Origin of the sequence: Flavobacterium sp. Root186, assembly GCF_001428525.1 — a bacterium.
Lineage (GTDB): Bacteria > Bacteroidota > Bacteroidia > Flavobacteriales > Flavobacteriaceae > Flavobacterium.
In genome coordinates this window covers 255,683-279,752 of record NZ_LMHW01000017.1, presented here as the reverse complement: position 1 = coordinate 279,752, position 24,070 = coordinate 255,683, and the positions used below count along the sequence as shown (strand labels likewise).

15 protein-coding genes are annotated in these 24,070 nt (G+C 37.2%); 6 read left to right on the top strand and 9 right to left on the bottom strand.

Going from position 1 to position 24,070, the window contains the following annotated elements; genetic code table 11:
• Positions 1-29 precede the first annotated feature (29 nt).
• From ASD98_RS23420 to ASD98_RS23395, 6 genes are all read right to left on the bottom strand, one after another.
• Positions 30-908, bottom strand: a complete 879-nt coding sequence (locus ASD98_RS23420; RefSeq protein ID WP_056209698.1) for an ORF6N domain-containing protein — start codon at positions 906-908, stop codon at positions 30-32.
• Positions 898-2,991 carry a type IA DNA topoisomerase gene (locus ASD98_RS23415; protein ID WP_056209697.1) on the bottom strand — a complete coding sequence of 698 codons (2,094 nt, stop codon included), beginning with the start codon at positions 2,989-2,991 and terminating at the stop codon, positions 898-900. The genes ASD98_RS23420 and ASD98_RS23415 overlap by 11 nt, the downstream gene beginning before the upstream one ends.
• Before the next feature lie 6 nt (positions 2,992-2,997).
• On the bottom strand, positions 2,998-4,434 hold the full coding sequence (locus ASD98_RS23410) for a DUF3945 domain-containing protein (protein WP_056209695.1): 1,437 nt from the start codon (positions 4,432-4,434) through the stop codon (positions 2,998-3,000).
• A gap of 81 nt (positions 4,435-4,515) precedes the next feature.
• Positions 4,516-4,824, bottom strand: coding sequence for a helix-turn-helix domain-containing protein (locus tag ASD98_RS23405; RefSeq protein WP_056209694.1), 309 nt, complete (start codon positions 4,822-4,824; stop codon positions 4,516-4,518).
• A gap of 226 nt (positions 4,825-5,050) precedes the next feature.
• Positions 5,051-5,899, bottom strand: coding sequence for an RteC domain-containing protein (locus ASD98_RS23400; protein ID WP_369814805.1), 849 nt, complete (start codon positions 5,897-5,899; stop codon positions 5,051-5,053).
• 103 nt (positions 5,900-6,002) lie between these two features.
• Positions 6,003-8,429, bottom strand: a complete 2,427-nt coding sequence (locus ASD98_RS23395; protein ID WP_056209693.1) for a bifunctional aminotransferase class I/II-fold pyridoxal phosphate-dependent enzyme/GNAT family N-acetyltransferase — start codon at positions 8,427-8,429, stop codon at positions 6,003-6,005.
• Between the two features lie 245 nt (positions 8,430-8,674).
• Here ASD98_RS23395 and ASD98_RS23390 point away from each other — a divergent pair, with 245 nt between their 5' ends.
• The 4 genes from ASD98_RS23390 to ASD98_RS23375 all read left to right on the top strand — a co-directional run bounded on the left by ASD98_RS23390 (position 8,675) and on the right by ASD98_RS23375 (position 11,989).
• Positions 8,675-9,058: an STAS/SEC14 domain-containing protein gene (locus ASD98_RS23390; protein ID WP_056209692.1), complete on the top strand. Its 384-nt coding sequence runs from the start codon at positions 8,675-8,677 to the stop codon at positions 9,056-9,058.
• Positions 9,059-9,103: 45 nt separating this feature from the next.
• Positions 9,104-10,039: a helix-turn-helix domain-containing protein gene (locus tag ASD98_RS23385; protein ID WP_082577927.1), complete on the top strand. Its 936-nt coding sequence runs from the start codon at positions 9,104-9,106 to the stop codon at positions 10,037-10,039.
• A gap of 90 nt (positions 10,040-10,129) precedes the next feature.
• On the top strand, positions 10,130-11,620 hold the full coding sequence (locus ASD98_RS23380) for a DoxX family protein (protein WP_056209684.1): 1,491 nt from the start codon (positions 10,130-10,132) through the stop codon (positions 11,618-11,620).
• Between the two features lie 99 nt (positions 11,621-11,719).
• Positions 11,720-11,989: a hypothetical protein gene (locus ASD98_RS23375; protein ID WP_056209681.1), complete on the top strand. Its 270-nt coding sequence runs from the start codon at positions 11,720-11,722 to the stop codon at positions 11,987-11,989.
• Positions 11,990-12,053: 64 nt separating this feature from the next.
• On the opposite strand, the gene ASD98_RS23370 is transcribed toward ASD98_RS23375, so the two are convergent.
• The 3 genes from ASD98_RS23370 to ASD98_RS23360 all read right to left on the bottom strand — a co-directional run bounded on the left by ASD98_RS23370 (position 12,054) and on the right by ASD98_RS23360 (position 19,140).
• Complete coding sequence (locus tag ASD98_RS23370; RefSeq protein WP_056209672.1) at positions 12,054-14,582, bottom strand: prolyl oligopeptidase family serine peptidase; 2,529 nt, start codon at positions 14,580-14,582, stop codon at positions 12,054-12,056.
• Between the two features lie 96 nt (positions 14,583-14,678).
• Entirely contained in the window at positions 14,679-16,097 is a 1,419-nt protein-coding gene (locus ASD98_RS23365; RefSeq protein WP_056209667.1) for a RagB/SusD family nutrient uptake outer membrane protein, read from the bottom strand.
• Between the two features lie 16 nt (positions 16,098-16,113).
• A complete protein-coding gene (locus ASD98_RS23360) occupies positions 16,114-19,140 on the bottom strand; it encodes a SusC/RagA family TonB-linked outer membrane protein (protein ID WP_056209664.1) in 3,027 nt (1,008 codons plus the stop codon).
• 471 nt (positions 19,141-19,611) lie between these two features.
• Here ASD98_RS23360 and ASD98_RS23355 point away from each other — a divergent pair, with 471 nt between their 5' ends.
• Positions 19,612-19,890 (top strand): helix-turn-helix domain-containing protein, encoded by a 279-nt coding sequence (locus ASD98_RS23355; RefSeq protein WP_242412157.1) that lies wholly within the window; start codon positions 19,612-19,614, stop codon positions 19,888-19,890.
• 244 nt (positions 19,891-20,134) lie between these two features.
• Positions 20,135-24,016, top strand: a complete 3,882-nt coding sequence (locus ASD98_RS23350; protein WP_056209659.1) for an N-6 DNA methylase — start codon at positions 20,135-20,137, stop codon at positions 24,014-24,016.
• Positions 24,017-24,070: the final 54 nt, after the last annotated feature.

The window sequence follows — 24,070 nt, the reverse complement described above, 5'->3', positions numbered from 1 at the left end:
CCCTCGAATTATTCAGAGGGTTAATTTATTTAATTGTTCAAAATTTGCAGCATTTTGCCAACCTCAATATCCATTCTTGAAAAGGCAAACCATTTTTTACCCAAATCCTTGAGCGAGGCTCCAATGTGATAGAGTTCCGTATCGTCAATTATCAAAAAACGGTCGTGAGCATCAGAGAAAATTTCGATTTCAATCCTGGGATATTGGCTGTTGTATCGCTGAACATCCAGCCGCAGCTGATTGCTAATACTTTTGGTATAAATAGTTGCGGTGACATCATTGCTGCGTTTACCCAGTAAAGTTAGTACCGTGTCATCGACATAATTATCCAGTAGGATAATTGAGTTTTTGGCATTTCGGATAATATCGGAAACAAAGGCATAGGCATCAAAAATCTGCCCGCTATAGAAAATCCCTTTTTCGCTATGGAGCTTATCGCTTTCCAAAGCCTTAAAAATTTCTTCAAATTTTTGGTTCGCCTCTAATTGTTTGAATTCAATCTTATCTAATCGATGAAAAAGAGAGGCGTTGCTCATAAGTATTCTACGCATTTCTACAAAGGCTTCCATAATTTCTACACTGACCTTAACGGCAATGTGGGAACGCAGTATAGCGGAAGCCATGGCAACACCCTGTTCGGTAAAAACATAAGGTAAATAGCGTCTTCCACCATAACTCAAACCTGAGGTTCCAATTTGGAACCTCAAGATTTCAGCTTCCTCTTCATTCAATTGAAAACAAAAGGATTCAGGAAACCTTTCTATATTCCTTTTTACGGCTTTGTTGAGGTTCTTTGTTTCAACCTGGTATAAGGAAGCAAGGTTGCTATCGAGCATAACCTGCTTTCCGCGTATGGAATAAATCTGATTTCTGATTTCCATAGTGCTAAGGGTAGGTTTATTTTCCATTACTTGGGAAGCTTTTGTTTTTGGCAAATTCAAAGGTAGTTTCGGCATTATCGTTCAGTACGATGTATGCATCGAATTTCTTTCCTGACCTGCTTTTCATTCCTTTAATGAGTGAAGTTGTACCCTTGCTGACAAGACTTTTAATATTGTCCATACTGATTTGCGCACCGCAGACATTGCGGAACTGTATCCAGTTGCAAGTTTCTTCAGGACATTTTACTATTTTGTCACGTATGATAAGTTGTTGGCTTCTACATTTAGGGCAGATGAGGTCTGGCAAGTTGTTTTTGGCAATTGGGGTCTGCAACAATTCATTGGCAATAGATGCAGCGTAATTTTCCGTTTGCTTTTGAAATTTTCCTGCATCTGATTCGTTGTTTTCGATTTTTTCCAATGCAAGTTCCCATTGGGCAGTCATCGCCACATCTGCTATTTTTTTTTCTTTGACCAATTCGTATACCAATAATCCCTTTTCGGTTGGTACCAGAGATTTCTTTTCCCTATTTATGTAATTTCGGGTAAACAATATTTCGATAATTGATGCCCTTGTTGCTGCAGTGCCGATACCTAAATTTTGCAAAACCTTTCGCTCACCTTGATTTTCGATATCATTTCCGGCACTTTCCATAGCTGACAAAAGGCCTGCTTCAGTGTAAAGCACAGGCGGTTTGGTTTTCTTTTCCAGAACGGAAGCTTCTTTTATTTTAAGTTCATCGTCCTTTTTCAGTTCAGGCAAATCCATTACATGTTCTGTATCATCATCGAGGAAACTGCCTCTAATGGAACGCCACCCGGATTCTATAATCTTACAGCCTTTTGATGTAAAATCATAATGCAGTACCTGTAAGTCGACATCAGTTATCTCTTTGATGCAGGGTTGTGAAACGGCTTCGAGTAACCGAAAGGCAATCATATTATAAATCGCATTTTCCTTTGGATTCAGGGCTGATGGCATTTTATCAGTAGTTAATAATCCATGATGGTCAGTGACACGCAAATCATTCACGATATGTTTATTAAAACGGCGCCATTTCATTTGAGATAGGTTTTGTTTAATATTTTCCCTCTTTTGTAAAGCTCTTACAAGATTAGGAATCTCTGCCCACATATCTTCAGGAATGTATTTGCTTGCGGTACGTGGGTATGTGATAAATTTCTGTTCGTAAAGGCTCTGGGAAATGTTGAGGGTTTCTTCCGCAGAAAGGTTTAATTTTTTATTAGCTTCTTTTTGCAGGCCGGTAAGGTCGAACAATAAAGGCGGCTGCTCTGTAACGCTTTTGGTCACTTGGGATGTAATTATTGCCGTTCGGTTTCGCGCAATGGCTTTCAACACATCAGCGGCTAGTTTTTTGTCTTCCCATTTGATTTTTGAGATACTTTTAAAATCTATCATTTCTTTGTTATGGGACAACTGTATCTGCCAGTAATTTTTTACTTTGAAACTCCTGTTTTCCAGATAGCGTTTGCATATTAAAGCCAATGTAGGCGTCTGCACTCTTCCGAGTGAATAAACCCCGTTTGCTAATGCAATGGAGAGCGCTTGTGTGGCATTGATACCCACTAGCCAGTCGGCACGGCTTCTGGCTTGTGCTGCCTGGTATAATCCGTCAAATTCTTTTCCGTCTTTGAGATTATCAAAACCTATTTTAATGGCTTTTTCAGTAAGGGAGCTTATCCAAAGTCGCTTAAAGGGTTTATTGCACTTCAAGTATTCGTATATGTACCTAAAAATGAGTTCGCCCTCACGTCCTGCATCGGTGGCGACAATAATATTATCGCTGTTGTCAAAGAGCTCTCTAATGATTCTTAGTTGTTTTAGCGCTCCTGTATCTACAGAATCTCCTTGATTTTTACTGACCTTTCTGACAGTCAGTAAAAAAGGGTTTGGAAGTATCGGCAGTGATGCTTTGTCAAATCCTGTGATGCCGTAATCTTCGGGCATCCCTAATCCTACAAGATGGCCCAGTGCCCATGTAACAAAATAGCCGTTACCTGTCAGGTAGCCATCTTTTTTTTCGGTGGCTCTGATTATAACGGCTATTTCCCTTGCTACACTGGGCTTTTCTGCAATAATTGTTATCATATTTTATTACATTTTACGCCCTTTTGATTTAGCAGTTGAGTTAGATTCTTCTTGTTGTTCTTGTTGTTTCTTGTCATCAGGATTTGTCTGACCTGATTTTAGTGGCTCCTTTATGTTCTTAGTAGCTTCATTAGTTTTGCCTTCGGTATTGACAGCGGTCTGCGTTTTATGGGCTTCAGAAGGTTTTATCTGTTCTTTGATTTTATCTGGATTTTGAAATGAAAAATCTGTTTTATTGGTTTCCTTGTTGTAGGTGATATATCCATTGTATTCTTTTCCTTTTTTATCCACTAAGCCGCTGATATAAACCGTCTGACCATCTTTGAGCTTTTGGTATTGCTCATTATTGAGTTCCTTATCTCTAAAGTTTTTAGGTGCTCCCTGAGTTTGGTTCTGCTGATTGCCTTGTGTCTGTTTATTAGAATCATTTCGGTCAAAGAGAAATTCAACAAAACGTTTATCTGCATTGAATTGCACAGATGCATCAAAGGCTGTTCCTTTCTTGGAAAACATTCCTTCTAAAGCAAGCGGCTTCCCTTCCAGCAAGGTTTGCTTTTGCTCTTCACTCAGCTTAATTCCTTTAATTTCATCGGGAATTTTAATGAAATCCGTGCGCAGTGCTATCACCTCATTGGTCAGCCTGTCTATACTGATAATGGAGGGCATGATCTCATTGTTTTTCGGATTGGTGAGATCTACTACGCGTCCCATATTGCCCGTTTGCATAAGATTGTCTTTATCTTCCTTGCTGAACTCGTGACCGAAAAAAGGATAATTCAGATTAGGTTCTTTTCGGATGCCATGAATGGCCAATACGACCTGTCCTTCGTCATTGTGTTTAAGAGATAAACGGGCATCCATTCTTGTTACTGCAGTACCAAGATTAAGACTTACCGGTACAAGTTCATTTGTTTTGTATCCTTTGAGTAGCGGATCAAGCAGGCTCATTTTTTCAAGTTTTTCTTTGCTTAAACCCAAATGGTTTAATGTTTCCCAATCGATCTGTTCCGGTTTGTATTTGTATTCACTTGTTTCCGGATTTGTTTGTGCTGTTTCCATATTAATTTCATTTTTTTGATTATAATCTTTTAGTTCGTGCTGCTTCATTAATTGCTCACCTTCAGGTGTAGGATGATCTAAATGTTTCTGCATCTCTTTTGAAGTATCAACAGCCAGCACAGCAGGGATTTTGAAGAACGAAAAATTAGTTGGGTTCTTCAGTTGGCTGAAAAAATTTGAAAAGAAATTTGAAAACACATCCCCGTGCTTGTCTACCCGCATGAACTGATTCTGATTTTTGTGGGTAGGGTCAACGGTTTCCAGATTACCATTTTGGTCAATGCCTTTTACCGCCATGATTTTCTTTTTCTCTTTATCGAATACCAGCAGTATATCTGACAACTCTTCAGGAGTATTTAGTGTATCTTTAATTTGTTCGCTCATGATCTTTAATTTTAAATTCAATTGCGAAATTAAAAGTTGAAAAGTAGCTCACTAAAAGCTGGAATCTATTGGCCTTATTTTTCACTCCTTGGCGTATGTTTTTGGCATTCGGACATTAATACTTTCTCTGATAAACTGGTGTACGTCTGATAGCTTATAATATATTTTTCCACTGATGGTATAGTAGGGGAGCCTGCCGATTGATCGGTAACGCTGGAGTGATCTCCCGCTTATTTTAAGCATCTGCAATATATCCTGATTATCCAATAGCTCTTCGCCGTCAACACTTCCGCGTTTTTTTTCAAGTTCACTGATATGCGCGCTCAAAAGATCAAAACGTTCTATGATTCGTTCCATCCAGGAAATGAATTCCATTCTGTCTATATTCATGACTGTTTGTTTTACATTAGTGATGCAAAATTGCTAATGGCAAAAGTTTTTCATTGCCAATATCAGCCAATGTAAAATGCTGTTTTATGAAAATTTTAACTGAATGAAAAATAAGATGAGTTGCTGATTTACTGGGGGAATTGAGCATATAGAAGTAATTATATACTAGTAGCCATTTGATGCCAATTGCACCTCATTGGCAAGAAAATTGCAAGTTTAAAAAAAATTAGACCTCTTTTTCCATGTGCTGTTTAAGCGATAATTTCAGCTGATCCAGAAAAATGCTTTTGCTGTCAGTCCTGTCTTTCATCCTATGGTAGGCATGATGGACATCGCCGAGTTGGATCCTAAACAGCAGCTGGAAAACCATACTTATTTTGCGAATGCCAGCTTTTCCATGAGAAATACTGCCCGATGCGTGAAGTGCGTAAATTAATTCGATCAGAGCATTCTTTGAATCTGTCCAGAAAAAATCTCTGTTAGCTACGTTTCCGTCTGAAAAAATGGTCGCCTGCTGGGTGTCAGGTTCAATTTTAGAAACGAGGTAACTGTAAAGCAGTTCATTAGCAATTATACGAGCTACCTTATAATCATAATAGGTAGAAAATTGAGTGTCAATTTCAAAAACAAAACTATTAACTCCTTCATGAAGGTCTATTTTTCCCCGACAAAAGAAATGATGGTCCCATTCGGTTCTTCCCGTGCGATAATAGCGATAAAAATCAGTGTTATAAAAGTGCTCTTTATATTCTTGCTTGAGGAGATTAAGCTCATTGGAAAAATATTTATGATGCATTTTACCGGTTACAACCGGACAGGAAGCTTCAATTCGGAAAACTTTATTATAGAAAATCAGTTTTCCCAGTATTTGGGGTTTGATACTTTTAAAAAAATTAATTTCTTCATTTTCATCTGAGAAACCTTTTTCTAACACATTTTTTTTGACCGTACAAAGCAAGTTTCGGAGCACGGTAGTCATGTGGTAGGATTTTTCAATTATATGTTCAGGATCTAAGCTGAATTCCTGTTCTGCTTTTCGAATAACCTGAAGTGCGTTCTCACATGTAGATCTTATCATGGCAACAGAATTTAGATTTATTTGAACAAGGAAAAGCATGGGTATTACTGCCCAGATACATTATAGCGTTACTTTTCGTTGGAAATTAAAATGTATTATATTAGCGTGCGGTATTGGCTTCATTCTGCAGTGTCTGCATGAGTTCCATAGCGTAGTTATCCCGGGCTTGTACGTAAGCAACCTTCGGTATTATAGAAGCTCCAAGTTTTTTCTTCTCAAAACTTGCCGATATGCCGAAATCGATTCGTCCAATTCTAAGTTCTCGTGCTCTTTTGATTGTTTGGTACAAAAGCTGTCTGTACAAGTTGAGGCCATCGCCAGCAATGTAGTTCATGCCGATAAGTTCAGGTACATATACATTTCCTGAATTTTTATAACAGAACATTATCCCAACGAAATTCTCTTCAGGGGCATCTTTGAGGGTCAGGATTATAAACTCCCAGTTTGGACAGCTGTTCATTTTTTTAAACACTTCCCTGCTATATGGAAAAGTATTTATAGCAAGGTTGCGCTCTTTTACATTGCTATACAAACGGTAGGCCCTGTTTAGCTCTTCCTCTGTCAGACAATCTTTTATTTCAACATCATAGAATTTTTCATACGGCAGTATTTCCCGATTAAAATGCTGACGGGAACGAGTGGAAAGTAGTGAACCATAATTCTCAATTTCTGGGAAGTTTTTATTATTGATAACACATGATTCAGGCATATCGATCCTGAAATATCCTTGGTTTCTTATCATTTCATCCCAGCGGAATCCGATTTCAAAATCACGAAGAACGAGCATGTCGGCATCCAGCGAATTGTATGATTCCTCAAGCTTATTTAATAGTATCCTCATTGAATGCTCTGCCAGAGGATGATCTTTATCAATATAGCAGTGCAGTCCCTCAGTAAACAATGAGCCGGTACTTAATACTTTGGAAGTCATATGCATGGTATCTGTTTTTCGAATTTCTTCAAGGTGTCTTGAAACTGATTCTGTAGATAGCATATCATCCTTCCATATCCCGAATGTGCAGAACGTCATTAAAACAACTTGCATGTTTTGGTCCCGGATTATATAATAGAAGAAATCCCATTTGGTGGCGGGATCCTCGCTACCGGAGAAAGTTTGTTCAAGATAATTCATACCGTTCCAATCCAGGATATTATGAGTGCCCAAATATTTGTTCCATTGCTGCTTGTCGATATTCATTATTGTTGTTTGCTCTTCAATATGAAGCAGTGCTATTTGCTGTTTTTTAGCAGGGAGTTTTCTTCTGACATCCATTCTAAAAGCCTGCCGTATTTTTTCATCACTGCTTCCGGTTTCTTCCACGGCTTTCTGGAAGTGGTGATCCATTGCACGGGCAAGTTCTGAAATATCTTCAATTTTATTATGCGCAGATATCGTGATACGGATTCCGGTATTTTTTATAGGAACTGCCGGATAGATACCAAGGTTGAGATAAAAACCTTCTGAATAGAGACGTTTGGTAAAATTATAAGCAGTAGCGGGTGTCCCCATTCCAAGAAAAAAAACGGGAGAGTCGTTATCAGAGACTAGGGGCAGGCTGCTGTTTGAAAGGAGCTTGCTGAAATGGGCTGTTTTTTTGGCAAGTTCAGCTTGGTGGTTATAGATTTCCGCAGAAAGATGGATGTCGCACGATGCGATTGCGGCGGCAACTGATGCCGGTTCAAGCTGAGCCGAGAAGGTTAGAGGACCGCCAAAAGTTTTAATTTTTTCGTGTAATTTACGATCGCTGCAGAAAAATGTTGCACCGCTGGCACCAAATGTCTTGCTCAGCGTGCTGACAACCACAATATTTTCTTGTAACGTTCCAATTGCGTCAAATATAAAACCTGTCCCATTTTTTCCTTTCCAGCTCATTCCATGGACATCATCAAAATAGAGGTGGAGCTGCGGATACTTTCGGGCAAGGTTCAACAGCTCCTGTACCGGCGCGTAATCTCCGTACATAGAATAAACACCGTCCGCTATGTACCAGATTTTGCCCGGTTTACCGCTGAACATTCGAATTTTGTCTTCAAGCATTTGGAGGTTATTATGGCGTATCATCTCCACTGGTATTCCCCTAAGCTTTAGAACCTGACAGGCATTCTGCACACTCCAATGCGCCTGATGGTCTAAAATTACTGCATCTTCATCTCTTATCAGGGTGGGAATGATGGCCATATGTCCAAGGGTACTGTTCTTGGTTATGATTGGCGGTATATCGTACATCTGCTCAATCTTGCTTTCCAATTCAGCATATAAAGGATGCGAAAGATAAGTTTTAGAAAGAGGAAACTGAGTCCCGTAATTACGTATGGCATTTATTGCAGCCTCTTTTAGCCTTTCATCCTGTTCGAGTCCTAAATATCCCGTAGTGCCAAAATGGAGCATTTCGTTTCCGTTAATTTTGATGGTCCGGCCATTTAAGTATTCACCTTCGGTGTATAGCTGTAGCATTCCTTGATCCTTTGCACTAGTAAAAACAGTGTCTACTGTATCGATAAAATTATTGTGTTTGATTTTTGCCATCTCTTATTAAATTTTTAGGTTTAGATCTGTGTTTTTGTAATTGTCTGAAAATTAGATGCCTAAAATTCATTATAAAAATCGAAAGCTCTTTTACTTGCAGATATTTTATTCCCAATTTGGCAAGGGTAATTCCCGATTTGACAACAAATTACAATGTTTTGCAAGAAAAAATCCATATTTGACAATGACAATGTTTCTAAATCTTTATAATTTTGTTAAATTTCAAGTTTAAAAACAAACAGGTCATGATTGCCTCACATGAATCTTTTGAGAATCAAAATGCAAGGTTTTGGATTGAAAAGGGAATCCTCTTTTTCGAATATAAACCTAATACTGCAATAGATTTGCAAGTCGCTATGCGCGTGGTTGCAGACAGGATTGCATTTCAAAATGAAAGGCATCTTCCTGTATTTTGCGATACCAGGGGAATTGCCTCAATTGACAAAGCAGCCCGAGACTATCTTGCAAAATCTGGATCACTGCTTGCAAAAGCAGTCGCTCTCATTGGGAGTGAAAATGTTTCCATGACTATGAGCACTTTCTATCTTGAAATTAGCAAGCCGTCCGTGCCTACGCGAATTTTTACCGTGGAGCAAGAGGCATTGGATTATCTAGCGAATTTCGTTTAGAACTACTCTTAAACAGATAGATACAAGTACTAAATATTAACACAAATGAAAAGCCCTCACAACCGCCAGCGGATGGTATCGATGCACAAGATGTTATTTGAAATGGCAAGGGGCAATTTCAATAACCAAATCCCTTTGAGCAGCTATGACGACGAAATTGAAACCTTGGTTGTCCTTGTCAACATGGTAGCAGAAGAACTTAAGGAGTCCGCTTTTCATTCAGGTTTTGTTAATCCATATATTACTCACAGGATGGTGACACCTGCAACTTTTATCTTAGATGAAAATCATTCTATAAAGGATGTAAATCAAGGGGCTTTGAAAATTTTGGGTTATGATTCGATTGAGATGCTCAGCAGGCCAATACAGGAATTTTTGTTGGACGACTTTACGGAAATGTCTGATTTGGAGAGAAAAGCGCTGGAGGAACTTCTTCTATCAGGTGAAATCATTACGCTAAATTTCATAACATATAAAAAGCTGATAGTAAGTGCCGAATGCTCGGTATCAAGATTATCGGACGGTAAGTTTACAGTACTCAGCTTCATAGCTCCCTTTCTTCAGCTTGATGACGCTGTACCGGAACTATATGAAACAAAGGAGCAAAGGCCGCATAATTTTAAAAAGGCTGATGCGCGCCTGATGCAGCGAGTTTACGATTACGTACTCGCGAATTTGGCGGAGCCTTTGCCTTCAATAAAGGAAATTGCCAGACTTTTTGGGACAAACGATTTTAAACTCAAAGACGGATTCCGGTATTTTTTCCATACAAGTGTCTACAAGTTTTATACTGAACAGCGACTTAAAAGGGCCTACCTTATGATAGAGCAGACCGATATTCCTTTGAAAAATATTTCGTTTATGAACGGTTTTAACAGTTATCCTAATTTTTCTAAATCATTCAAGAAGCAGTTTGGACTTTCCCCAAAAGAAATAGGCCGAAACAAAACAGGTCATTTTTTTATAAGTGAAAAAGATTAATCCTTACTGAGTAATAATCGCTCCCGATAATATAAGTGTTATTGACTTGTAATTCAGAATTTTACATAGTGGAATTTAAATTGCAAAATCATGATATCTAAATTAGAGCCAGCTTTTAAAAAGTACTTCATAGAGGTAGTCTGCTTACTATTTATTCTACTTTTTGTATATGCTGCAGTAAGCAAGCTCATAGATTTTGAAAATTTCCGCGCTCAGATTGGACAGTCACCTCTCTTAAGCCCATTTGCTAATTTCATATCAGTGGGTGTGATTGCGACCGAAATAATTATTTCATTTCTGCTAGCATTTCCAAAGACTAAATATTTGGCGCTTTGGTTATCATCTGCCCTGATGACCATGTTTACGGCATACATTGTTATTATACTGAATTTCAGTTCATTTGTACCGTGCTCATGCGGAGGCATTTTAGAGAAGATGGGATGGGGTGAACATCTTGTTTTTAATATTGCTTTTCTGTTTTTTGCAATGGCAGCTGTAAAGATTTGGTCAGGTAATAATTACGTTTTATTTAAGCTTTTTGGTGTGGCAGCAACCAGTGCCGGCTTGGTGGCGGTTTTATTTGTTTTTTCAGAAGATATAATGGAGAATGAAAATCCTTTTATAAGACGTTTTCCCAAAGCATCCGCTGCAAAGACCAATATGCTTGATCTTCGAAACTATTCCTATTATGTTGCAGGAGTTCATGGTGAAAAAATCTATTTAGGGAATTGGAAAGCTCCTCTCGAGATACTTGAAACAGATTCGAATTTCGAAAAGAAAGTTAAGCATACCATTATCCTAGACCGTGAAAACTTTAGCTATAAAGCCGTGGAGGTTAGAATCCACTATCCTTATTTTTATGTTATGGATGGCACTGTGCCAGTCATTTACAGAGGACTGGTTTCAGACTGGAAGGCATCGGTACTTACAGAGGGAAAGTTCCATTTTTCCAGCATTGTTTTCCTTGGTGCTAATCAATTTGCCTTCCGCACTCAAAAGCCTCCAGCAGGCGAAAATATCATGGGTTATGGAATAGGATATCCAGCACCAAAAATTAAGTATAGTAATGTGGTATTTCAAAAGCAAAAGGATGGAATTTTTGACACAGACGGAACTCTGCAGTACAGCGATAAACTGCAAAAGATAGTATTCACTTATTATTATAGGAACCAGTATATCATTGCTGAGAATAATCTCAAAGTTAAGTCGAGACCGCACACGATTGACACCACGGTGCACGCAAAATTAAAAGTGGTAAAATTAGAAAAGTCTGGAGATATAAAATTAGGTGCGCCTCCTTATACCGTAAACCGAAACACTTCTGTATTCGGAAAACTGCTTTTTGTCAATTCAATGCTTAAAGGAAGATACGAAGATGGTAAGGTGTGGAAAAATGCGACCGTAATTGATGTCTACGATATTGCGAAACAGAATTATGTTCTTAGTTTTTATGTCTATGATCAAAAGCAGAATGTAAAAATGGGAAGCTTTTTTGCGGCAGACTCGGCCCTATATGCCATTTCAGGGCACTATCTGCTCAAGTATGGGTATGGCAAAAGAATTAATTCAAGAATCAAATAGTAAGAAAATATTAAAAATATACCGGCCGGTAGCAGGAGCTTTGACCGAAAACCTGTAGAAAAGAGTAGGTCGCTATTTAATAATTAAATTTTAAATATTATGAAATCAACAATTTTAAAAGCATTTGTTCTGCCTGTGGCAGCATTTGCTCTAGCAAGCGCTGGCGCTGCTAGTACTGGTGATGCGGAAAAAAGTAAAACATCTGCGGTAATTCAGGCTTATATCCACAATCCAGCAGAGGACGACTGTGAGCCTGTAACTGTAAACTGTGAGCCAGGAAACGGACAATTATGTACCAGCGGTTCTTTTGAGGCCTATGGAAAAATTAATGAAAATAGTGATTGTAATGTCCAATTGCGCCGCCTGTAGATGAATCAAATTATTAACAAAAAGTAATGCAGTTTCAAATTGAAGCTGCATTTTTTTATTCGGCTTAGTCGCTGGAAGTTCCTTCTGCAATCCATTCGGCCGTTTTTTTATCTTTTAAAAAATAGTCAAACCACTCCATCATTCTTCTGCTTAAATCTGCCTGATTTTCGTGTTTTTTAAGGTTATGGTCTTCTTTTGGATAGATTAGCATTACCGTTGGCTTTTTCATCCTTCGAAGCGCAAGGTAGTATGACACGCTTTGCGTATACGGAACAACACGGTCTTCCTTGCCTGACCAGAGCAGTAAAGGAGTACTTACTTTGCCGATATTTAAAAGCGGATTATTTTTAAGATAGTTTTCCTTTTCTTCAAAAAGGGAGTTTCTCATTCTGTACTGCTGGCTTTCAAATCGCCACATCTCTGACTGGGCAACTCCATTTTTGCTGATGTTAAAATAGTATGTAATAATGTCGCTGATCCCGGCACCAGATGCTGCTGCGGCAAATAGTCCTGTCTGCGAAATAATGAAATTAGCCTCGTATCCTCCGAAGGAATGCCCATATAGTCCGATTCTGTTACTGTCGACGGAGCCTTTCATTAGGACAGCATTAACGGCGGACTGTACAGATTCCAAGGCTGATATTCCAGGATTTCCCTTTTTATAGAAGATGTCAGGCAGAAGCACAAAGTATCCATTAAGAGTGTAGTTTGTGATGTTAAATCCAATGGTGCTTTGCATGGAAGGATTCTGGTAATTATTCACAAGATTAGACATGTTCTCGTAAATGTACACAATCATCGGATATTTTTTAGAAGGATCAAATCCTGCTGGGTAAATCAGTGCTGACTTGACCTTTTCACCTGTTGTATTATGGTAGTATACCATTTCTGATTTTCCATAGCCGTATTTTTCTTGATGCAGGTTCGATTCAAATAGTACAGAAGGATTAGCATCGCTTTTTTTTAGTTCAATTCGGGGAGGCTTATTATAAGTCTGGGATGTATAGGCAAAAATATTGTTTTGGCTTTGCAGCAGCGCTTCGAATTTTTTGCTTCCAGATACAATCAGTTTTTCCCTTAATTTAAAACTCAGAACATGATACCCTGTCGAATGGTCTTTCATGTTCCTGCTCTGAAGAGTAAAATCTTCCGCCATGGAGAAGGTCTTGTTTAGAGAGTGATTATTTAGACGGAAGGAAATATTTTTTTCGCGTCCTTTTGTCAAACGTCTGCTGTACGAACCGTCAGCCGCGAACAGCCAGATATCGTACTGGTCGTACAATAAAATGTTTTTTCCATCGATGCTCCATCCTGCGTAACCATAGGGACCGAACTGGCTCCTAATTGAAGGTTCGGAATCGTTGTCCCAAGAAATTTTTGCACTTTTTGTGAGGTTTATATGCTGTCCATTAAGCGGATCATAAATCTGCCAGTTTTTCTCACGGTAATATAGAATCCTGTTACTGGAAGGATCAAATTTCATCTGCGCCGGATCTATGGACTGCTTTTTTAGAAATGAAATGGTGCTGCCGCTGTTTAATTTTTTTAAGTAAAAATCCGCTTCTTCATAATATTTATCCTGAAGCCCATAGGGTTTTTTATTGAAGATTACAGCAAAATCCTGTCTTCCGGTTATTCCAAAGGTGAAATGCTCATTGCCATTGAGCTCGAGGAAGGAATCAGTTTCAGGAAACCAGACCGTTTTTTTCGGAGTTTCTGCTCCGTTTTCTGCCTTGCTTCTTGTAGGATAAAGTGATTTATCATTCCCATTCCATACCTCAACTGTTTCATTTTTGCTTTTTGAATCAGCCTCCCTGTTTCGTATTAGCGTAAAGAACACTTTTTTTCCATCTTTAGAAATCTGAAGAGGTAACTTAGGATTGATAATCAGGTCTGTGCCGGGTTTCTTATCATTCAAATTAAATGAAAAAAGACTATTGTCTCGAGCTCTGTAATAATGGAGCTCTGTTTTATTGCTTACTGAGTCCCTTAAAGAAAGAAATACGGCATTACGCTCATTGTCCTGCCAAGTGAGTTTAAAAAGCTTATACGGACTTTTTTCTGTGATAGGAGCACGATTGCACTTGTCGAAATGGAATACGCCGGCTTCATAGCAATTATTCTCTTTGGTCGTGTAGAGCAAAGCGTCACCTTGAGAATTCAAAACGTATTCTGCTATGCCGTCAAGTGTATACAGCACTTTGCCACTATCATTGTATAGAATCAGCAGTCTGCCTTTATTTTGCCTAGCTGAGGACGTAAGAATGAATTTGCCTCCACGGGGAAGCTCATAGTTTGCGACATCTTTCAAAAAGGCAGTTTTTAAAGAATTCAGATTGAAGAGCTGCAGATTAGATTTAGGATCCAGAAAGGCGAAAGTTTTTTCTCCTGCAAACTTCCCGTCCTTTCCTTTTGGAAATGCATAGGTTTTATTTGCTGATGTGTTACAAAGAAACAATGTGTCCATTGCATTTTCATAACGCATTTCAAAGGTGATCCATTTGCCCTTATCTGAAATGCTTTTCAGCTCCAGTGTCCCCCAGCGGTTATAATCGTCTTCTGTGGCATGCATCATTTGCCGTGCCTGTCCCATGCAGGGACAGGCAGATGGCAAAATCCACAAATTCAACAAATTCAAAATAAAAATTCTAAAATGGTTCCGCATCGAATGAAATTTCTTTATTGATTTCTAATAGCCCTGATTTTGTGGATTCAGGTTTGGATTTGAATTTAATTCCAAAACAGGAATCGGCCACAGACGGTCATTTGCGTCCCAGCCGGGTTTTATAGGAGCCAGTACTTCATCGAGTTTTTCAAAGCGTTTCAGGTCAAAGAACCGCTGGCCAAATTCTGTAAACAGTTCAAAACGGCGCTGCTGTAAAATATCGGCTATAATATCTTCGGAAGAAAGGGCAGCTGTATCTGAAAGCCCCGCGGCATATCTGATGATATTCAGATCTTCTTTCGCTCCAGTAAGATCTCCTTGAATAGCTCTAGCTTCCGCACGTATCAAATATTGTTCGGACAGACGAAGCACAATAGAATATTCCATTGAGTTGGCAGTAGGCTGGTCCTGTTTGTACTTATAGGCATAATACCACCTCTGAACACCATTAGTAACCATTGCAGTCCACTGGGACTTTCTTTTGTCGCCAGGCTCAAATGCATTGATGAAATCTTCTCTTAAACCAACAATGGGCGGAGGGCCAGCCTTAAAAATATATAGATCGCCTTCCTGAGTATTGCCGCCAGCAGTTCCAGGCATTATCTGCCAGATTGTTTCGGTGCTGCCCTTTAGAAATATCCTGTCTAAACTGCTTTCTTTTTTATATAATGGGCTATTGATTACTCCAGATGCGGCGCTAGAGGCTTCTGGGTACAATTTCATATACAGATAGAGTCTTGCAAGCAGGGCTATGGCGGCGCTTCGATTAGGCCGGATCCGCTCATTTGAAATATATTTCTCAGTGAGAAGGCCTACCGCTCTAGTAAGATCTTCAATAGCTTTCTGATATATTTGGACTGTAGGAACTTTTGAGATTTTGCTGTTAATTGTATAATCCGTTGTGGTGACATAAGGTATATCACCGTAAATGCCTGTTAAGGTAAAATGTAGCAGTGCTCGAACAAACAGTGCTTCGCCCATCAGCTGATTCTTTTGATCCTGCACTATGGCTGCGGACTTTTGGATCCCTTCAATAATGCTGTTTGCCGCATATATCTGATTATAGCTTTGATTCCAGATGTCGCTTACCTGCGGCGTTCCCGCGGTAAGACTGTTATTATATAAATTGCTTACGCTGTTGAGCTGGTAGTAATTGAATTCATCTGTGAAAAGACCGAGCATGGAGGATAGGCCTGTTGTGCTGCCCGCCAGAATGCCGTTCATTCTCAGTTTCGTGTACAAACCTGCCATTGCTGCATTTGCTGTTTCTGCATCTTCAAATACGGCATCGGAGGTCAGCTGAGATTTAGGCAGGTCAACTTCGACATAATTGTCGCAGGAGTTCAAGAAAGACAATGCTAATAACCCATGCAGTGCCAGCATTATAAAACTATTATTGGTTTTGCAGAAACCGTTCTGCGGAAGTGCTATGTTATTTTTCATGTTTCTGATTTTTAAGTTAAAAAGTTAGCTGAACGCCGGCCGTTAATATTTGTAAAGGAGGCAGATATCCGCTAAATCTAAATTCTGGATCTCCATTTTTGTATGGCGTGAAAGTGAGAAGATTTTGTCCTTGCAGTGATAGCCTGCATTGCACTCCTTTGGTAGTTTCCAGTCGCAGATCATAGCTTAGCGAAATATTTTTCAAACGGATGTAGGAAGCATCGACAATGCCAGCATTACTGTCGGAGTAATTGTAATACGCATTTACAGCAGCGCTGTTCTGGCCAGAGGTATTGATCTGATAAGGTGTAATATCACCCTGATTTTTCCACGCATGAACCATATCGGCCAGCTGGTTTATAAAACTTCCACCAGGGACATAAGAACTGTATTCGTAATTCTGCTGTTTGACATACTGGAGAAGAAAGTCGAGTTGGAGACGCTTATACTGGATGGTATTTTGCAGTCCTCCGTAGTATTCCGGTGTAAGGTCAACTATAGTCTGCCGGTCTTCTATGGATATCATGCCATCTTTGTTTACATCTTCAAACTCATAGATTCCTGTTGATGGATTCACACCATTAAACTGATAGGTCTTTGCTATTGTGGTTGGCCTTCCGATGACGTATTTACTGGAATACGTTGAACCTTCCAGTCCAGAAAATGAAACGAGCCTGTTTCTGGCCACAGTAATATTGAAATTGGTAGACCATTTAAAATTAGGACTGCTGAAGTTGAGTGTTCGCAAGGTAAATTCGAGGCCTGAATTTTCTACAACGGCATCCAGATTTGCACTTACGGAGGTGAATCCTGTCGTGGCAGGAAGCGGTATGCCCACCAGCTGGTTGGAAGACCTGTTTCTGTATCCTGCGGCAGTAAAAAATAATCTGTCGTCGAAAAATCCAGTCTCAAGCGCTATTTCAAGTTTTCTATTAATTTCCCAGCTGAAATTTGGATTGAAAAGCCTTGTAGGATCCATTCCCACAATCCCATTGTATGCGTTTCCAGAGGTTGTATAGGTATCCAGATACTGATAGTCTCCGATTTGGTCGCTTCCGGTTGTGCCGTAGCTTGCACGCAGTTTGCCGAAACTCAGAAAAGAGTCTTCTTCAATAAAACCTTCTTTAGAAAATATCCACGCTGCACCTGCAGCACCAAAAGCGGCAAACTGCTTGCCTGGACCGAACCTGCTAGAACCGTCTCTTCTTGCGGTTAGATTCAGGATGTATTTTTCTTTGAAATTGTAATTCACTCTTCCAAAGAATGCCTGATATTTATATAGAATTTCATCATTTGCAAGTATAGATTTCGTAACTGCAGCAGAGAGGTCAGTAATTTGGCTATTGCTTGCAAAACCTCTGCCAGACTGGTATAGTCTTGCTGTTGACTGCTGCTGTGCAGTCCCACCAAGAAGAATGTCAATGGAGCTGTTTATAAAATCATGAAACCATCTGATCTGTGGTTCCATTATCCAAGACTGCCTTGAGGTAAGATTGGTATAGATGGATGACCTGCTGCTTCCGATGTTTAATGCCGGGTTGTTCATGGTGGAAGGCAACAGACGCTGCTCCGAATTTTTCAAGTCTGTGAAACCCAAATTAGCTTTGATTTCCCAATGCGGTGTTATGTTGTAGCTAAGCACTGAGTTAGCCACCAGATCATTTATCTTGGCAGTATTTATTCCTCGCAGCTGTGCAAGCGGGTTTCTGAAAGTGTTGTTTTCAAAATTTAGATTTCCCTGACTGTCATACAATGCAGGAGCATTAGGGGCCAATGTTCTGGCAATGCGGGTAAGATCGGTTCCAGGCTGCACGTTATTTTGAAAGGTGTAGCCTGCTGAAAAAGAGAGTTTGAATCTTTTGTCCTCGCTGCTGTGGTTCATATTGAAATGCACAGCTCCTTTGTCATATCCGAAATCTCCAGGTAATACGGTGGTTTCGGTTCTGTAGGTGCCGCTTAAAAGATATTGGGTGAGATCAGAGCCTCCTGTAATGGAAGCCTGCAGGTTGGTTATCGCTGAGGTGCCTCCCAATAGCTCTTTCTGCCAGTCGGTGTATCTGTTCTGATCCCATGTGCCGTTAATGTCATAAGCGGTGGCTGGATAGGAAGCAATCCCGTCATTGGAAAAACCCTGTCTTCTCATTTCAAGATATTCGGAGGTATTCATTAGAGGCACCATTGCAGTTATCCATCCCGCGCCGGTGGAGGCGTTAAGCGTAAAGGTGGTTTTTCCTGCTTTTCCTTTTTTGGTTGTGATCAAGACCACTCCGTTTGCTCCCCTTGATCCATAAATGGAAGTGGCATCCGCATCTTTGAGTACCTCTATGCTTTCAATGTCATTTGGATTAATGCTGTTCAGAGGTCCTGTCGAGGTTGGAACTCCCGAATTGGTATTGCTGTATCCTATTATGTCGGAAGAATAAGGGACGCCGTCGATAATATACAAAGGCTGGTTTCCATCTTCGCGCAGACTGTTCATTCCCCTGATTTTAATCTGAAAGCCTGTGCCTGGAGTTCCTGAATCCTGTATTATATCGACCCCCGCCATGCGTCCCTGCATTGTGGCCAGTAAGTTGGAAACAGGCTGCTTTTCAATGTCTTTTGATGATATTTTGGCTATGCTACCTGTTCGTTCGCTTTCTTTGACTGAGTAATATCCGGCATTTATTCGTACTTCCTGAAGTGTTGTAGTATCGTAGGATAGTATAATGTTTGTAACGGAGCGTCCCTGAATGGGAACAAGCGCAGTTTTAAAGCCAATATAAGATACTACAAGTGTATCATTAGGAGAGCAGGTGAGAGAGAACTGACCGCTGTAGTCTGAAATAACGGCAATGCTTTTTTTGTTTTTAATAGTAATGGTTACACCAGGAAGGGGATTAGTGCCATCTGTGACAGCACCCTGAACCTTATGTTGTTGGGGAAATGAAGTGCTATGCCGAGATTGATTTTTGGCAGACATTGGTGAAAAAGACAGTAGGAAGCCTAGAAAAATTAGGCAATAGAGAGCTCTTCCACCCTTTGGAAATGAAAAAATATTCATAATTTTGGGATTGGTTAGTTAAATATGATTTGATTAGCTATGGCCCTCTATTCTAGTTTGATCGCCTGATAGAGGGCCTTTTTTATGTATTAAGTAAACGGCTTAATATAACATAAGTAAGATTTTTTTAATACACAGGCAATGATAGTTTTAAAAGGTTCGACTTTTTTAATGCGAAACTTTTAAAAATAAGAAGAGTGATTTGCTATGAATAATAAGAGAGTTCTGGCCATAAAAAAGGCGCGGAACTCATCTTAAACGCTATCAAGGTACTGGTATACCCACGCACGAATAAGTGAGCCCACGCCATAAGACGTGAGCATCTTACTTATCATCTCGTGCGTAAAAATTACCAGTTTTTGATAACGAGATTCAAAGCGAATGCTTCAAATGTTTTCATGAAGAATCGCAAAATTACATTTTTGGATGTAATTGAAATACAAATATATAAATTTATTTAAAATATGTACTATGGTACATAATATTTTACAAGTTTTTTATGTCACTTTGATTATGCATGAATCACTAGATGAAATAGAAAAATATTTAATCTTAAAAGTAAGAGAAATTAGAGAAACTAAAGGTTTTACTCAAGAACAATTGTCATTATCAATTGGTAAAAACATCACCTTCATATCCCAGATAGAAGCTCGATCAAAAAAGGCTAAATACAATGTGATTACTTTGAATTTAATAGCAAAGGTACTCAATTGTTCTCCTAAAGATTTTTGGCCAGAGAAAGCGATATAAATAAAAAAGATGCCTAGGCATCTTTTTTATTTTAACTCATAGAAATATTAATAAGAAGTTGAAATCATTTACTTTCATCAACAGTGGATTAGAATCAATTACCAGTTAGGTTCAAATCTTCTTCGAACAAATAACAACTTATTGTAATTTAATTATTTGTAGATAATCCTTTTTAAAAGGACATTATAAAATATTTATAGCTAAAAAAAACTAAATTTGCTTTATAAAAAATTGAATTCAATAGATGATAAATAAAGATAATTTTAAAGTTTTATTACAAGCGTTAAATTTTCAAGAGAAAGATAATATTTATTTTAAAAATTATATAGACAATCCAAATGCACATTTAAAAGTTGATTTTAATAAAAGTGAACTTATTTATCCTGAGGAAAGTAATTTTATAATTAATGAAAGACAGACTTGTAATTTTTCTTCTCCCGAGAATTTTGTTGTTTTTGAATGTGTAAATAGACTTTTTGAAAAAGGATACAAACCTGAACATATTGAATTAGAACCAAAGTGGAAAGTTGGTCATGGTGCAAGTGGCGGTCGAGCAGATATATTAATTAAAGATAATACACAAAAATCTTTTTTAATAATTGAATGTAAAACTGACGGATATGAGTTCAAAAAAGAATGGGAAAACACAAAATTAAATGGAGGTCAAATGTTGAGTTACGCAAAACAGGCTGGTTCGACCCAATATGTTTGCTTATATTCATCAGATCTTGACAATAAAAAAGTAATATATAATTCGTATATTATATCACTTAAAGATAATCAAAATTTACTTGAGAGTTTAATAGACAAAAAGCCTCTTTCTTTCGAACAAGCAAAAGCTCTTGATGTTGAAGATATATATTATGCATGGAGATATACTTATGACTTATATTTTGAAACAAAAGGGATTTTTGAAGAGGATATTGAACCATATAAAGTTGGAAAACAAAAGCACAAATTAAAAGACTTAAAAAAGATCGGAAGTAAAGATATTCAAAGTAAGTATCATGAATTTGCCAGTATAATGCGTAGATATAATGTCTCTGGCCGGGAAAATGCTTTTGATAAACTAGTTAATTTATTTTTATGTAAGGTTGTTGATGAATACGAAAATCCTGAGGATTTAAAATTTTGTTGGAAAGGAATTGCAAATGATAGTTACTTTGAATTACAAGATAGATTGCAAAATTTGTATCAAATAGGTATGGACAAATTTTTAGAAGAAAAGATTACTAATGTAAATCGTTCTGAAATTGTTAGTGCTTTTAGGTATGTAAAAAACGATCCAGATTCTACTCAGGAAACAATCTTAAAATTTTTCAGGCAACTAAAATATTTTAAGAATAGTGATTTTTCTTTTATTGATGTGCACAACGAAAGTTTATTTTATCAAAATTCAGTTGTTTTATTAGACGTCGTTAAAATGCTTCAAGATATAAGATTAACTTCTGAAACACAAAATCAGTTTCTAGGCGATATGTTTGAAGGTTTTCTTGATAATGGTGTTAAACAGTCAGAAGGACAGTTTTTTACCCCAATGCCTATAGTAAAATTTATTATTAAATCTTTACCATTAGAAAATATTATAAAAAGTAATGAATTGCCCCCAAAAGCAATAGATTATGCATGTGGAGCTGGGCATTTTTTAAATGAATTAGCTTTGCAAATTAAGCCTTTCATAGATAAAAACACAGATTTTAGTATTGAGGAATATTACGGACAAATAATAGGAATTGAAAAGGAATATAGATTATCAAAAGTGGCAAAGGTCTCTGCTTTTATGTATGGTCAAGATGATATTCGTATAACATATGCAGATGCATTAGGTAAGCATTCAAAAGTTGAGGACGAAAGTTTTTCAATCCTTGTTGCAAATCCACCATATAGCGTTAAAGGATTTTTGCAAACTTTATCAGAGGAAGAACGTAAAAAATTTACTTTATTAAGTACAGTAGATTTTAAAAGTTTAATTAGTAATAATAGCATTGAAACATTTTTTATTGAGAGAGCGAAACAGCTATTAAAGCCTGAAGGTGTTGCTGCCATTATTTTACCTGCATCAATATTAACAAATGATAGTAACATTTATGTAAAAACAAGGGAAATTATTTTAAATTATTTTGATGTAATTTCAATTGTTGAATTTGGTTCTCAAACATTTGGAAAAACTGGAACAAACACAGTGACTCTTTTTTTAAGAAGAAAAATTAATAATCCATCACCTACTGATCATTGGAAGTACCGGGTGGAGAGTTGGTTTAGTAATAATGAAACTGAAAAAAATTATGAAGATATATATAAAATTAGTCAATATTGCAGTCATATTGGGATTGATGAAAACGAATATAAATCTTTATTAATAGGTAAGCCAACTTTAGCTTTGTTAAATACTGAAATTTTTATTGAATATAAGAAGGCATTTGACAATCAGAGTGAAATTAAAAACCTTTTAAAACAACGAACTTTCAAGTCAAAAAAAGTTTACGAACAAGAAACGGAATTAAATAAGAGATTTAATGCTTATTTACACAATATAGAAAAGGATAAGCTTTACTTTTATGTTATTGGGTCTGAAAATAAGCAAAAAGTGCTAGTCGTAAAGTATGGTACTAGCACAAAGGAGCAACAAGAATTCTTAGGCTATAAATGGAGTAATGCTAAAGGTAACGAAGGAATCAAGTATATCAATCAAAATTTTGATTCTTCTGACATTGATGATGATGAAGCAAAAGAAATGATTGAAAAACTCTATGGATTACAAAGTGTTAATACACTCCTTTACAATTCAAATGAGACAAATGATTTTAATAAAATAAACAAATACATACTCGAGAATTTTAATTCAAATGAATTAGAAATTTCTGAAAAATTAACATCACATCTCTCTTATTACAATTTAGTAGATATGCTTGACTTTAATCGTAAAGATTTTAATAAACAAATTAATTTAGCAGCAAATAAAAAAACGGTACTTAACACTCGTTGGGAAATTAAAAGTTTAGGAGAAGTTGCTCATGTAAAAATTGGTGGAACTCCCGCTCGCGGAATTTCCAATTATTTTAAAGGGAATAATTTATGGGTATCTATTTCAGAAATGAAAGGACAAATTATTACAGATACAAAAGAAAAGTTATCACAAGAAGGAATTGAAAATTCAAATGTTAAATTAATTCCTAAAGGAACTACTCTCTTAAGTTTTAAATTGAGTATTGGTAAAACAGCATTAGCTGGAGTAGATTTATATACTAATGAAGCAATTGCAGGTTTGATTCCTATTGATGAAGATGTAGTAACAAATGAATATTTATTTCATTTGTTTTCGGCAAAGATAATTGATTTAGAAAATTCAGGTCTTAAAGCATTTGGTAAAAGTTTAAACAGTGCTTTTTTAAGAGAAGATGTTAAAATTCCAATTCCCAAAAAGGAAATACAAATTAAGTTAGTAGATGATTGCAATATGATTGATCAAGATGTAGAAAGAACAACAAGAGAAATTGAAAAAGCACATATATCAATAGATAATGAAATTAATAAAATATTCAACGCAAAGCATGAACAGGAAAAAATTTCAAATATTGCTATTTTCAATCCATCGAAAACAGAAATAAAACATATTGATGACGAAACAAATGTTTCTTTTGTCGAAATGGCATCAGTAAGTGAAAAAGGTTTTATAGCTAACAAGGTTGATAAAAAAATGAAAGTTTTAAGAAAAGGAAGCTATACCTATTTTAGAGAAAATGATATAATTATTGCAAAGATTACACCATGTATGGAAAATGGTAAATGTGCGTTAGCAAAAGATTTAACGAATGGAATTGGAATGGGAAGCTCAGAATTTCACGTAATTAGAACAGAAGAAAAAGTAGATCCTAACTTTTTATTTGCAATGCTAAATCGTGAATCAGTTCGTAAAGAAGCCGAAAAAAATATGACTGGATCAAGTGGTCATAGAAGAGTGCCATCTTCTTATTATGAAAATATAAGAATACCTCTTCCACCATTGAAGGAGCAAATTAGAATTGTAAAGAAAATAAATGAGTTTGAAAAGATTATTGATGAAAAAAAATTAATAATTGAAAAATCATCTGATTTAAAAAAAATAATTATAAATAAATATTTATAGTACGATTTTAAATTTTATCATGATAAAAAAAAATACTCAATTGTTAAAGAGTTT